This window comes from Pseudomonas sp. WOUb67 (assembly GCF_050058005.1).
Classification (GTDB): domain Bacteria; phylum Pseudomonadota; class Gammaproteobacteria; order Pseudomonadales; family Pseudomonadaceae; genus Aquipseudomonas; species Aquipseudomonas putida_R.
Map to the genome: position 1 here is coordinate 4,011,849 of NZ_CP170112.1, position 13,030 is coordinate 4,024,878.

Below are 13,030 nucleotides of genomic sequence, written 5' to 3' on the forward strand. Positions count from 1 at the left end.
CAGTAGTCATCAGCCTGTCATCTCCTTGTCGTATTTTTTGAGCATCACCCAGGGTCGGGAACTATCAGCAGTGATACGCCGTTCGCTTTCCTCCGCCAGCCTCCTGCGGCTGCTGATCCTGATGCTGTGCGCAGCCACCCTGGCCTTTCTCTGGGGGCTGCACATCACGCAGAAAGCCGCCGCCCGCCAGGACGCGCTGTCGGCCAAGGCCGCCGAGCACCTGAACCTGGCCAGCATCGTCGGTGAAAGCCTGCGCCAGCTGGTCGACCGCGCCCAGGCTGTGGGCCGGGTCACCCAGGACGACATGAAGGTGCTGCGCCAGGGCAACTTCAGCCTGGCGCGGATACTGGCCGAAGACCCGGTGTTCAAGCGCATGAGCCTGTACGACCGGCAAGGCCGGCTGTTGTCAGCCAGCCATACCGACGAGGCCACCGCACTGCCCGAGGACTGGCTACGCCAGCTGCAACGGCACGTTGCCCGCTATGGCTTCAAGCCCTTTCTGCCCAGCGTGCAGGCGCCTGACCAGGAGGCCACCCTGCCCAACTGGCGCCTGCCCTTTCTGCTGCCGTTGACCGACCTGCCAGGCCGCGAAATCGAAAACATCCTGGTGGTGCAACTGGACATCGGCTACCTGGCGGTGCTGTTTCAGCATATCGACCTGGGCAGCAGCGGGCTGGTGCGCCTGCTGCAGGATGACGGCCTGGAGCGGCTGCGCATAGACACCAGCGGCGTGGTGGTGGCCGGCGATCGGTTGCAGCCCGAACTGCCGGATACCGGCAGCGACGCGGGCATGCTGACCCAATACGCGGCCGGCGACGCGTACCAGAGCCTGTACCGCCATGTGCCAGAGCGCGGGTTCAGTGTCGTGGTCAGCCAGCGCCAGGATGAAATCCTCGCGCCTTCGACCCTGGCCTATTCCCGACAATTCTGGTTGAACCTGAGCATGACGCTGATGATCATTGCCAGCCTGCTGTGGACATTGCGCCTGTTGCGCAAGCGGCAAGAGGCCTTCTGCGCACTGGAACATGCCCAGCAGGTCAACCAGCAGCTTATCGGCCGCCTTGAGGACGAACACCGGCGCAGCAGCCATGCCGCCGCCACCGACCACCTCAGCGGGCTGCACAACCGCCGCCAGTTTGTCGAGGTGGCCGGCCAGGCGCTGACCCGCCAGCGTGGCAAGCGCCGGTTGATGGCGATCCTGTTCATCGACATGGACCGTTTCAAGTCGATCAACGATTCGCTCGGGCACAAGATCGGCGACTTGCTGCTGCAGGCCGTGGCCGGGCGCATCCAGCGTTTGCTGGAGCCCGGTGACGAGGCTTCACGCTTTGGCGGCGACGAATTCGTGGTGCTGCTCGCAGGCGAGCGCAGCGAAGACCAGATCAACGCCTGGGTCCGTGAATTGGTCCAGCGCTTGTCGGCCACTTATGCCCTCGATGGCAAGGAGGTCAACACCAGCCCGAGTGTGGGCGTGAGCATCTGCCCACGCGACGGCCAGGACATCGACAGCCTGATCCGCAGTGCCGATGCCGCAATGTATTCGGCCAAGCAGGCCGGGCGGGCCCAGTACCGCTTCTTCGACCCCTCGCTGAACCTGGCCGACATCCAGGCCTTTACCCTTGAACAGGCGTTCGGCAGCGCCTTGGCCGAGCGCCAGTTCGTGCTGCACTACCAGCCGCAGATCCGCCTCGACACCCAGCAGGTACTGGGCTACGAAGCGCTGGTGCGCTGGGACCACCCCGAATTCGGCCTACTGTACCCGGACCGCTTCATCGACCTGGCAGAGCGCAGCGGCTTTATTGTCGACCTGGGCTGGGAGGTGTTGCGCCTGGCCTGTGAGGCCCTGGCAGACTGGGACGCCCAGGGCCGGGGAACGCGGCTGGCCGTCAATGTATCCGCGCTGCAACTGCGCCAGGGCGACTTCGCCATGCGGCTGCTGAGCGAACTGCAACGGTATGCCATTGCCCCGCAGCGGCTGGAGCTGGAAATTACCGAAACCACCATCCTCGACCCCGAAGGTACGGCCGTGGAGCACCTGCACACCCTGCGCGGCGCCGGCCTGGGCATCAGCCTGGATGATTTCGGCCGCGGCTATGCCGGCTTCGCCCACCTGCATTCGCTGCCATTGAGCAAGCTGAAGATCGACCGCTCGCTGATCGCCCCGCTGTCCAACAGCCCTGATGACAGCCCGATCGTGTCCTCCACCATCATCCTGGCCAAGCGCCTGGGCCTGGAAGTGGTCGCCGAAGGCGTGGAAACCCGCGAACAGGTGGTGTGCCTGAAGCTCGCCGGCTGTGATATCGCCCAGGGCTACCACTTCAGTCGGCCACTGTCGCCGGCGCAGTTGCGCGAGTACCCGCCGTTCAATGGTGTCGAGGAAAAGGCATGCGTGTAATGAGAGCGCTGGCAGGGTTGATGGCGGTCAGCGTGTCCATCAACGTCGCACTGGCCGACTGCACGCCACACAGCTTGCGCCTGGCGGTGATCCCGATCAAAAGTGCCATCGACATGGCCCGTGAACATCAACCGCTGCTGCAACGCCTGAGCCAGGCGGCCGGAGTACCGGTGGAGCTGGTGATTGCGACCTCTTACGAAAGCGTGGTGGACGCGATTGTTTCCGGTGGTGCGGACATCGCCCGCCTGGGCCCCGCCTCGTATGTACTGGCCCATCGTCGCGATCCGCGTATCGAGCCGTTTGCCACCTTTACCTTGAGTGCCGGCCCCTACACCCCGGCAGGCAATCATTACCAGGCGCTGCTGCTGACCCGCGGCGACAGCCCTGACGATATCGAAGCCCTGCGCGGCAGGCGCGTGGCCCTGACCGACCCGGCCAGCACCTCGGGCAGCCTGGTGCCCAGTGTCGAGTTTGCCGCCCGAGTGGGCCTGCCGCTGTCGCAGTTCTTTGGTGCGCTGGTGTATGCCGGCAACCACGACAAGGCGCTGGAGGCGTTGCTGGAGGGCCGGGTCGATGCCGCGTTCGTCGCCAGCGAGCGCACCGACGCCTATGTGGCCCAGCATGCCATCGCGTCAACACGGCTCAAGGCGCAGTGGCGCTCGCAACCGATCTACTACGACCCGTATGTGTTCAGTGCCAGCCTGTGCCCGGCGCTGAAAAACCGTATACGCAAAGCCATGCTCGATGACCCGCAGGCACTGGCGGCGTTCGTTGCCTCACAGGACGCCAGCGGGCTGGTGCCGGTCAGCCAGGCCGACTATGAACCGCTGCAGCAGATGATGAATGCGGCGTTGCCTCTCCAGTAGCAGCAGATATCTTCCGGGCTGGCGCGATTTTTGTGGGAGCGGGCGTGCCCGCGAACACCGGCGCAGCCGGTGCCATCCACCGCGTTGAATTCTTCGCGGGCACGCCCGCTCCCACAGGGAAACCAGTGGGTGCACCATCACCTACAGTGGGTGAGGTACACGACAGACAAACCATTTCGGTTTATCGTGTCCCCATCACCCGCCGACATCCGCACCATGACCGATATCGAGCGCTACCTTCGCGCCGCCACCCGTGACAACACCCGGCGCAGCTACCAGGCTGCCATCGAGCACTTTGAAACCCACTGGGGCGGTTTTCTTCCGGCCACCGCCGAGAGTATTGCCCGCTACCTGGCCGACCATGCCGACCAGCATGCCGTCAGCACCCTGCGCCAACGCCTGGCTGCGCTCAGCCAGTGGCACGTCGCCCAGGGCTTCCCCGACCCGACCAAGGCGCCGCTGGTGCGCCAGGTGCTCCGCGGTATCCGCACCCTGCACCCGACGCCGCCCAAGCAGGCAGCCCCGCTGTTGTTGCAGCACCTGCAAACTGCGGTGACCTGTTTTGAAGAGGAGGCCCGCCAGGCGCGTGAACATCACGACCTGGCCGCCCTGCGCCGGGCCCGCCGCGACAGTGCGCTGCTGTTGCTGGGCTTCTGGCGTGGTTTTCGTGGTGATGAATTGGCGCGCCTGCGCATCGAACATATCCAGGCCGAAGCCGGAGTTGGTATCACGCTGTTCCTGCCGCGCAGCAAGGGCGACCGCGAAGCCCTGGGCGTGCAACACCGCACCCCTGCCCTGAAAGCGTTGTGCCCAGTCACGGCCTACCTGCAATGGCTGGAGGTCGCCGGCATTGCCCATGGGCCGGTGTTCCGCAAGCTCGACCGCTGGGGCAACCTCGGTGACAGCGCACTCAACAGCAACAGCCTGGTCGGCCTGCTGCGGCGCATGCTGGAGCGTGCCGGGGTGCCGGCGGCGCTGTATACCGGCCACTCGCTACGGCGTGGTTTCGCCACCTGGGCAACCGCCAATGGCTGGGAACTGAAGTCGCTGATGAGCTATGTGGGCTGGAAAGACGCCAAGTCGGCCTTGCGCTATATCGACTCGGCGCAGCGCTTTGGCGAACTGGCCGTGCTACCGGCCAGCCAGCCGCAACGGCTTATTCCTTGAAGCTGTGCCGGGCGACGCCGCCCGTTTCCGGGCGGATGGCATACAGGTCGCCAGCATCGGGATAATGGTGCAGCTCTTCAGGGCTCATGTCGAAACGCGCGGTGCTGATGTACAAGGTGTTCAAGCCCGGCCCGCCAAAGCAGCAACTGGTGGGGCACGGTACCGGCATCAGCACCTGGTCGGTCAGGTGGCCATGGCGGTCGTAGCGCAGCAGGCAGCTGCCATGGTACTGGCACACCCACAGCCCGCCTTCGCGGTCCAGCGCCAGGCCATCCGGCCGCCCCAGTTCGGCGGGGGTCTCGGCAAACAGCGTCACCGCACCCAGCCGGCCTTCGCCGAGGTACTCGGCACGGTAGATGGCGCGCGCCGCCGAATCGACGAAGTACACCGTACGACCGTCCTGCGACCAGGCAAGGCCGGTGGGCAAGGCGATGTCGTCGTGGATCACCTGGTCGTTCAACTGCCCGTCGAAGCGGAACAGCGCCCCGGTATTGCCGCTCAAGGCTTCGTCCATAAGCCCGGTAACGAAGCGGCCTTGCGGGTCGCAGGCGCCATCGTTGAAGCGGTAGGTCGAGCGCGGATGGACCGATGCCGAATGCTGGCTCACCTTGCGCGCCGGCACATCGAAAATGGCCACGCTGGCATCTTCGGTGAAAATCAGGTTGCCCTGGTCGGTCAGCGCCAAGGCGCCAATGCGCGCGGCGGACTCGTAAAGGCTGTGAACTTCGCCATCGGCTGCCAGGCAGTTGATGCGCCCGCCAGAAATATCGACGAAGTACAACGCGCCACTGCGCTCATCCCAGACCAGGCTCTCACCCAGGTCCGCGCGCGTGTTGGCGACTTTGACTGGCACGTAGTTGCATTCCTTGATGCGGTTCCAGCGCTCGGCCACTTCCGCCAGGTCGACAGCTTGCACGCGGCCCAGGTCCCGGGGGTAGCTGACGCCGCTGTTTTCGTTGAAGCGTGTGGCGGTGAACTGGCCGTTACTGGCGCGCAAGATGTAGCCGGTGTCATGGCACAGCGCACTGGCCAGGTACAGCACGCCGGGTGTAACCCACTCGGGCTTCAGCTCTTCTGGTGGTTGGCTGATGCCCCACATGCGGGTCTTGGCCACCGGCGAAATGGCATTGACCAGGATACCGTGCTCCTGGCCCTCCATGCTCAGGGCATTCATGATGCCGACCTGGGCCATCTTGCCAGCGGCATAGGCCACCAGCCCAGGCTGCGCATAGCGCTGGTACATGGCGCGGTCCGAGGTGGTCAGCACTACCCGTGGCGCTGCGGAGCGCTTGAGGTGCGGCCAGGCATGCTTGGCCAGCCACACGGGCGCCTGCACGTTGATGCCCAGGGCGCGTTGCAGAAAGGCAGCTTCATGTTCCTCGATACGCTGGTAATCGACCCAGCCGGCATTGTGGATGAGGATATCCAGCGCACCGAAATGCTCGATGGCCAGCTCGACCAGCTGCTTGCAGGCGCCCTCGTCCTCCAGTTGGCCGGCGTGCCCAACCACCGCAAAGCCTTTGGCACGCATGGCCGTCAGTGCGTGTTCGAGCGCCGAGGCGTCCTGCCCTTGCCCCGAGCGATCGGTGCCCAGATCGCTGATGACTACCCGCGCGCCACGCTCTGCCAACGCCATGGCATAGGCCAGGCCCAGGCCTTGTGCGGCACCGGTGATGACCGCAACTTTATTGTGAAAAGGGTCTGTAACGGGCATTTCTGGCTACCTTCAATTCTCCTTTTTACGATATCAACAAACAAATCCATGACTTAATATTAAAGGCATGCACCTTTGATATCTCACGGATATCACCGACAAGTAGCCACGTTGTAGGAATAGTGGATGATCGAAACACGTTTGCTCAGGCAGTTCATCGCTGTGGCCGAGGAATTGCACTTTCACAAGGCCGCCGAGCGCCTGCACATGGCGCAGCCGCCGCTGAGCCAGGCGATCAACCGCCTTGAAGAAAAACTGGGCTTCAGCCTGCTGCTGCGCAACAAGCGCGGGGTGCGCCTGACCGCAGCGGGTGCGGCGTTTCTCGACACGGCCTACCGCACGCTGGCTGAGCTGGAACAGGGTATCGAGTACGCACGCAATGTGTCAGCGGGGGTCAGCGGCAAGCTGACCATCACGGCCATTTCCATCGCCTATTACGACTCACTGCTCAGCAGCTTGCGCCGTTTTCGCGAGACTTACCCGAACGTGCAGTTGACAATCCGCGAGATGCCATCCGCCTCGCAGGCCAAGGCTTTGCTGGCCGGTGAGGCGGATATCGGCTTCATGCGCAGGCTGCCGCTGCCGGTCGGCACCCTGGAAGCACGGCTGTTGCTGGACGAGCAGATCGTCATGGCCCTGCCCGCCAGCCACCCGAAGGCGCAGCAAGGTGAAGTCGACCTGCGCGAGTTTGCCGATGAGGACTTCGTGTTCACTCCCCAAGCCTTGGGCGGCGGCTATCACGCGCAGTTGGTGGCGCTGTGCGAAGCGGCGGGTTTCTACCCCAAGGTGGTGCAGGAGGCGGCGCAGATCCATACCCTGCTGGGCCTGGTGGCCTGCGGTTTTGGCGTGGCCCTTGTACCGGCCTCGTTCGTTGGCTCAACCCCGCGCGAACGCGTGCAGTTTTGCCCGATCCGCCCTGTCGATGAGCAACCCGCACCCGGTATCGGCCTGTACATGAAATGGAACGCCCAGAACGCTTCGCCGGCACTGGCCAACTTCATTGCCATGTTCGAAAACCACGGGATCACTGGCGACTAGCAACACCGTCCATCAAATGCTTCGAATAATCCTGTGGGAGCGGGTTCACCCGCGAACACCGGCGTAGCCGGTGCCATACACCGCGTCGCATTCTTCGCGGGTGAACCCGCTCCCACACGGTCCAGCGATCTTGTTCAAAACCGCTTGGCACAGCGCCACAGCCGACCAATATCACAAGCCCGCGCCTGCAGCAGCTGCGCAGCATTGGAACAGGCCTGTTCCAGGCTCATCGGTCCGCTGGCCAACGCAAATGCAGCATCGACCCCATGGGCATACAACTGCTGATAACCCTCACCCAACGTCCCGGCCAGTACCACCACTGGCACGCCATGACGCTTGGCTACCCGGGCCACCCCCATCGGTGTCTTGCCGCGCAGTGTCTGGGCATCGAAACGGCCTTCGCCCGTTATCACCAGATCTGCCCCTTGCACCAGGGCATCGAGGCCGGCCAGCTCGGCCACTACCTCCACCCCAGGGCGGAACTGTGCGCCCATGAACGCACGGGCAGCGAAGCCCATGCCACCGGCAGCGCCGCAACCTGGATAGTCGCGCACATCCTCACCCAGCAACTGTGCACAGCGATCGGCAAAATGCCCTAGCGCCTGGTCCAGCGCCTGCACCTGCTGCGGGTTGGCCCCCTTCTGCGGGCCGAAGATCGCCGAAGCACCATTGGCGCCACACAGCGGGTTGTCGACATCGGCCGCCACTTCAAAATGCACTTCGGCGAGCCGTGGGTCCAGGTCGCTGGCGTCGATGCGGGCCAGCTTGGCCAGGGCCAGGCCACCCTCCTCCAGCGCTTGCCCGTCAGCGTCCAGCAGGCGCAGGCCAAGTGCGCGCAACATGCCGCTGCCGGCGTCGTTGGTGGCGCTGCCACCGATGGCCAGCACTACCCGCTGCGCCCCGGCGGCCAAGGCGGCTGCAATCAGCTCGCCGGTGCCCCAGGTGCTGCTGCGGCAGGCGTCGCGCTGACCGGTGGGCACCAGTTGCAGGCCGCTGGCCTGGGCCATTTCGATGATTGCCGTACGGCTTTGTGGCAACCAGCCCCAGCCGGCCTCCACGCTCTGCCCCAGCGGCCCACGCACGGTCTGGCGGCGCAATTCGCCGTGGCTGGCGGCAAGGATCGCCTCCATGGTGCCTTCGCCGCCGTCGGCCATCGGGCACTCGATCAGCTCCGCTTCGGGCCACGCCTCGCCCAGGCCCGAGGCAATAGCGCGAGCGACACCGGCAGCGTCGAGGCTGTCCTTGAACGAGTCGGGGGCAATGACGATCTTCATGGGGATTCTCCTGTCCTGATGAGCGGCATGCTGACAGCTGTTCGCCAAGGGGGCCTCGGTCAAATGCACAAAACGCCGGGCGGGTTGTTTGGGCGGATGCCTTTTGCCTGCACTGGCCCTATCGCCGGCAAGCCAGCTCCCACAGGTTTGATACAGCCCTGAGGGCAGCATGCATCCTGTGGGAGCTGGCTTGCCGGCGATAGGGCCAGTGCAGGTGAATACTTCAGGCCGCAGGCAACAACTGCAAACCCAGATACAAACTGAGCATCCCTTCCATGCGCAACGGGTCGACCTCGCCCAGTTCGGCAATCCGCTCCAGGCGATAGCGCAGGCTGTTGCGGTGGATGCCCAGGGCATCGGCACAGGCCTGGCTCTGGCCGTCATGGGCACACCAGGCGCGCAGGGTGGTGAGCAGCTGGCCGCTGTTGTCCCGGGCGCGAATGCGCTGCAGCGGCTCCAGCAGCTCATCCAGCGCGTCATCGTTGCGGTGACGCCACAGCAGCGCCGGAAGCCGGTAGCGCTGCAGGCTGAGCAAGCGTTCGGTAGGCAATACCTCGCGGCCATAGGCCAGTAAATCGCGTACCCGGCGGTAACCCCGGCGCAACTGCTCCAGGCTCTGCGCGGCACTCCCCAGGGCCAGCCGCTCCACGTCCCAGCCGTGCCGTTGCAGGCGCTCCAGCAGGCGCGGCTCATCCACTGCAACACTGGCCGGCCGGCACCACAGCAATGACTGGCGAGCCGGGCTGACACACCAGCTGTCCGGGTATCGGCTCATCAACCATGCCGACAACGCTTCGGCGGGTGGCCCCGAGGCCAGTTCGAACAGGCAAGGTACCCGCGGCAGCTGAGGCTTCAGGCCCAATTGCCGGGCTTCGTCGAGGAGCCGGGGTGAATCACCGCTGCCGCCCAGCAACAGCGCCAGCAAATCATCACAGCGCTGCCGTCGCCATTGCTGGTCGGCCTGGAGATGGCGCTGGGCCAACAGCATCTCGGCGGTCATGCGTACCAGTTCGCCATAGGTGCGCACCTGCTGCGGGTCCCCGGTCAGGCCCAGTACCCCCATCAGCCGGCCATCGAGCATCAGTGGCAGGTTCACCCCGGGCTGCACACCCTTCAGGCACTTGGCCGCGTCAGTGTCCAGCTCGACGATGCGGCCGTTGGCCAAAACCAGCTGCGCCCCTTCGTGGCGGGTGTTGATGCGTTCCGGCTCGCCGCTGCCCAGGATCAAGCCCTGGCTGTCCATGACATTGACGTTGCACGGCAGAATGGCCATTGCCCGGTCAACGATATCCTGCGCCAGGTCATGGTCGAGTTCGAACATTGCGTGGTCCTTTAGGTGTTAGGCTTTTGGGCTCGGGCACAGCAGCCTGGGCCGAGCGCTGTGCAAAAGCACAAAGACAGGCTAGCCGCAGTCCCCGAGACTCGTCAGGGCGAGCGCCGGAACAGGCGACGCGGCAAAAACCATAACAACAGAGAACCCGATCATGGCACACAGCCCCGCCCCTGACCAAGGCTCGGACACCACCCGCAACGCGCTGTACCGGCGCATCACCCTGCGGCTGATTCCGTTCATTTTCATCTGCTACCTGTTCAACTACCTGGACCGCGTCAACGTCGGCTTTGCCAAGCTGCAGATGCTCGACGCCCTGAAATTCAGCGAAACGGTGTACGGCCTGGGTGCCGGCATCTTCTTCATCGGTTACGTACTTTGCGGCCTGCCGAGCAACCTGGCACTCAACCGCTTCGGCCCGCGGCGCTGGATTGCGCTGATGATGATTGCCTGGGGCAGCCTGTCCACTTGCCTGCTGTTCGTCACCACCCCCACCGAGTTCTACGCCCTGCGCCTGCTCACCGGCGCGGCCGAAGCCGGCTTCTTCCCGGGCGTGGTGCTGTACCTTTCGCGCTGGTTCCCGGCCGCCCGACGCGGGCGCATCATGGCCCTGTTCATGTCGGCGATCCCGGTGTCGGGCCTGCTCGGCGGGCCGTTCTCCGGCTGGATCCTCCAGCACTTTGCCGCCGGCCAGCACGGCCTGGCCGGTTGGCAATGGATGTTCCTGATCCAGGGCCTGCCCACCGTTGCCCTGGGTGTGCTGGCGGTGTTCCTGCTCAGCGACGGCTACCAGAAAGCCGCCTGGTTGAGCCCGGCCGAACGCCAGCTGATCGCCAACGACCTCGAAGCCGACGCTGCGGGTAAGCCGAAAACCACGGGCGATGGCGTACTCGCCGTGTTGACCAACCCGCTGATCTGGACCTTTGGCTTCATCTACTTCTGCATCCAGAGTGGCGTGTACGCGATCAACTTCTGGCTGCCGTCGATCATCAAGAGCATGGGCTTCGACAACCCGCTGCTGATCGGCTGGCTCAGCGCCATCCCGTACCTGCTGGCCGGTGTATTCATGATCCTTTGCGGCCGCTCGGCGGACCTGCGCAACGAGCGCCGCTGGCACCTTGTGGTGCCGATGCTGATGGGCGCCGTCGGCCTGCTGATGGCGGTGAACTTCGCCGGCAACCCGGCCATTGCCATTCTGGGCCTGTCGATCGCCACCATGGGTGCACTGACCGGGCTGCCGATGTTCTGGCCGATGCCAACCGCGCTGCTCAGTGCCGGCACCGCAGTTGCCGGCCTGGCGATCATCAACTCCGTGGGCCAGATGGCCGGGTTCCTCAGCCCGTACCTGGTGGGGTTCATCAAGGACCAGACCGGTTCTACCGACGCCGCCTTGTATTCGCTGGCGGCGCTGATCGTGCTGGGTAGCCTGGTGGCCTTGCGCGTAACGCGGGCTGGTGCGCTGAGCTCTGCTCGGGCCAATTGAGCCCGTTCGCGGGTAAACCCGCTCCCACAGGGATACCACAGCCTTCGCGTTTGTGGTGACCCTGTGGGAGCGGGTTCACCCGCGAAGAGGCCCGCCCAGGCCACACAAAATCCCCCTCCTCCACCGATCGTCAGCTCAACGCATCCCCTCTGCGCCCCAGGCGTCAAATGGTTCCAAAGGCCCCTTTGGAGTAACCCCATGACCCAGCACGCCGTGGCCCGCCTGGCCCAACTCGACGAACACCGCCCCTTGCGCGTCCAGGCCGGCAATGAAGAGCTCATCCTCATTCGCCAGGGCGATCAGGTACATGCCTACCAGGGCAACTGCCCCCACGCCGGTGCTCCACTCGAAGAAGGCGTGGTCTGCGGCGGCCTGCTGGTCTGCCCTTGGCACAAGGCCGCATTCGCCGTTGATGACGGGGTGGTCTGTGAACCCCCTGCGCTGGCCGACCTGCGCCGTTACAAAGCCTGGGTGAAGGGCGATGAAGTCTGGGTCGACGACCAGCCTCTGCCAGTCATCGACCCACCCAGGCACAGCGATGCCCGTTGTTTCGTAGTCGTCGGCGCCGGTGCAGCCGGCAGCGCTGCAGTTGCCACCCTGCTCGCCCATGGCTTCGCTGGGCGGCTGGTGTGGATCGACCAGGAACGTCAGCCGGCCTACGACCGCACCGCGCTGAGCAAATTCGTGATTGCCGGGCAGATGCCGCCCGATGAGGTGCCCGCGTTGCTCGAAGCCGACGCCCTGCGCAAGGGCCACCTGGAACGCAAGCACGGCAAGGTGCGCACCTTGAACAGTCAAAAACGCCAACTTACGCTCGTCGATGGCCAGCAGATCGAATACGACGCCTGTCTGCTAGCTACGGGTGCCAAAGCACTGCGCCCTGACATCCCCGGCGTCGATTTGCCTGGCGTGTTCACCTTGCGCTCGCGGGAGGACGCCGAGCAGTTGCTCGACGCAGCCGAACCCGGCCTGCCAGCGGTGATCGTGGGTGACGGTTTCATCGGCCTGGAGGCGGCCTCTGCCCTGTGCGAGTACGGTGTTCAGGTGCACATGGTGACTCGCCATGAAATCCCGCTTGCCAGGCAGCTGGGGGACCGTATCGGGCGCAGCATTCGCGAACTGCATGAGCGCAAAGGGGTCACCTTCCATGGCCCTACGGAAGTCCAGCGGATCGAAGGCAGGGAAAAAGTCGAAGCGGTGCTGCTGGCCAACGGTGAACGCCTGCCGACGCCACTGGTACTGCTTGGCATTGGCGTGAAACCGGCCACCGCCTTCCTTCAGGGCGTACAACTGACCGAGGACAAGTCGCTGCGGGTCGATGCAGAAATGCGCGCCGCTGACGGTTTGTGGGCCGCAGGTGACATCGTCACCTTCCCGCTTTTGGGGCGCCCAGTGCGCATCGAGCACTGGCGCCTGGCCCAGCAACACGGGGTGATCGCCGCCGCCAACATGCTCGGCGAGCAACGCCGCTACGCCGATGTGCCCTTTTTCTGGACCTACCAGCACGGCCGCACCTATGAAGTGCTAGGCCATGCACGGGAGTGGAACCGGATCGAGTTCGTCGGCGAGCCGGAAAAAGGCGATTTCATCGCCCTTCAGTGCGTGGATGAACGGGTCGAGGCCGTTATCGCCAAGGGGTATTCCGATGCCATGGCAACACTGTCGCAGCGCCTGAAGCGCCCATTGACCCTGCAGGAGGCGATGGCACTGATTGGCTGATGGGCGCCTTTCAAAGCGCCCCGGTTATGTGTAAAACAGGTGGA

General features: G+C 64.7%; 9 protein-coding genes and 1 pseudogene. 6 read left to right on the forward strand and 4 right to left on the reverse strand.

The window, feature by feature from the left end:
- The first annotated feature begins 70 nt into the window (after positions 1 to 70).
- The 3 genes from ABOC32_RS18085 (at position 71) to ABOC32_RS18095 (ending at position 4,428) form a co-directional block, all read left to right on the forward strand.
- Entirely contained in the window at positions 71 to 2,395 is a 2,325-nt protein-coding gene (locus tag ABOC32_RS18085) for a putative bifunctional diguanylate cyclase/phosphodiesterase (protein ID WP_426808243.1), read from the forward strand.
- On the forward strand, positions 2,386 to 3,261 hold the full coding sequence (locus ABOC32_RS18090) for a phosphate/phosphite/phosphonate ABC transporter substrate-binding protein (RefSeq protein WP_426808244.1): 876 nt from the start codon (positions 2,386 to 2,388) through the stop codon (positions 3,259 to 3,261). The genes ABOC32_RS18085 and ABOC32_RS18090 overlap by 10 nt, the downstream gene beginning before the upstream one ends.
- Before the next feature lie 186 nt (positions 3,262 to 3,447).
- Positions 3,448 to 4,428: a site-specific integrase gene (locus ABOC32_RS18095; RefSeq protein ID WP_426808245.1), complete on the forward strand. Its 981-nt coding sequence runs from the start codon at positions 3,448 to 3,450 to the stop codon at positions 4,426 to 4,428.
- Here the strand turns inward: ABOC32_RS18095 and ABOC32_RS18100 are convergent.
- Together ABOC32_RS18100 and ABOC32_RS18105 are read right to left on the reverse strand one after the other, a co-directional pair.
- On the reverse strand, positions 4,418 to 5,527 hold the full coding sequence (locus ABOC32_RS18100; protein WP_426811627.1) for an SMP-30/gluconolactonase/LRE family protein: 1,110 nt from the start codon (positions 5,525 to 5,527) through the stop codon (positions 4,418 to 4,420). The two genes, ABOC32_RS18095 and ABOC32_RS18100, sit on opposite strands and share 11 nt — an antisense overlap.
- A 45-nt stretch (positions 5,528 to 5,572) precedes the next feature.
- A pseudogene (locus ABOC32_RS18105) lies at positions 5,573 to 6,142 on the reverse strand (SDR family NAD(P)-dependent oxidoreductase); the annotation flags it as partial.
- Positions 6,143 to 6,268: 126 nt separating this feature from the next.
- Here ABOC32_RS18105 and ABOC32_RS18110 point away from each other — a divergent pair.
- Positions 6,269 to 7,180 (forward strand): LysR family transcriptional regulator, encoded by a 912-nt coding sequence (locus tag ABOC32_RS18110; RefSeq protein WP_426808246.1) that lies wholly within the window; start codon positions 6,269 to 6,271, stop codon positions 7,178 to 7,180.
- Positions 7,181 to 7,314: 134 nt separating this feature from the next.
- Here the strand turns inward: ABOC32_RS18110 and ABOC32_RS18115 are convergent, their stop codons facing one another.
- Both ABOC32_RS18115 and ABOC32_RS18120 read right to left on the reverse strand, forming a co-directional pair.
- A complete protein-coding gene (locus ABOC32_RS18115; RefSeq protein ID WP_426808247.1) occupies positions 7,315 to 8,454 on the reverse strand; it encodes a glycerate kinase in 1,140 nt (379 codons plus the stop codon).
- A gap of 223 nt (positions 8,455 to 8,677) precedes the next feature.
- Positions 8,678 to 9,775, reverse strand: a complete 1,098-nt coding sequence (locus ABOC32_RS18120; RefSeq protein ID WP_426808248.1) for a sugar diacid recognition domain-containing protein — start codon at positions 9,773 to 9,775, stop codon at positions 8,678 to 8,680.
- 163 nt (positions 9,776 to 9,938) lie between these two features.
- Here ABOC32_RS18120 and ABOC32_RS18125 point away from each other — a divergent pair, with 163 nt between their 5' ends.
- Together ABOC32_RS18125 and ABOC32_RS18130 are read left to right on the forward strand one after the other, a co-directional pair.
- Positions 9,939 to 11,267, forward strand: a complete 1,329-nt coding sequence (locus ABOC32_RS18125) for an MFS transporter (protein WP_426808249.1) — start codon at positions 9,939 to 9,941, stop codon at positions 11,265 to 11,267.
- A gap of 198 nt (positions 11,268 to 11,465) precedes the next feature.
- A complete protein-coding gene (locus tag ABOC32_RS18130) occupies positions 11,466 to 12,986 on the forward strand; it encodes an FAD-dependent oxidoreductase (RefSeq protein ID WP_426808250.1) in 1,521 nt (506 codons plus the stop codon).
- Positions 12,987 to 13,030: the final 44 nt, after the last annotated feature.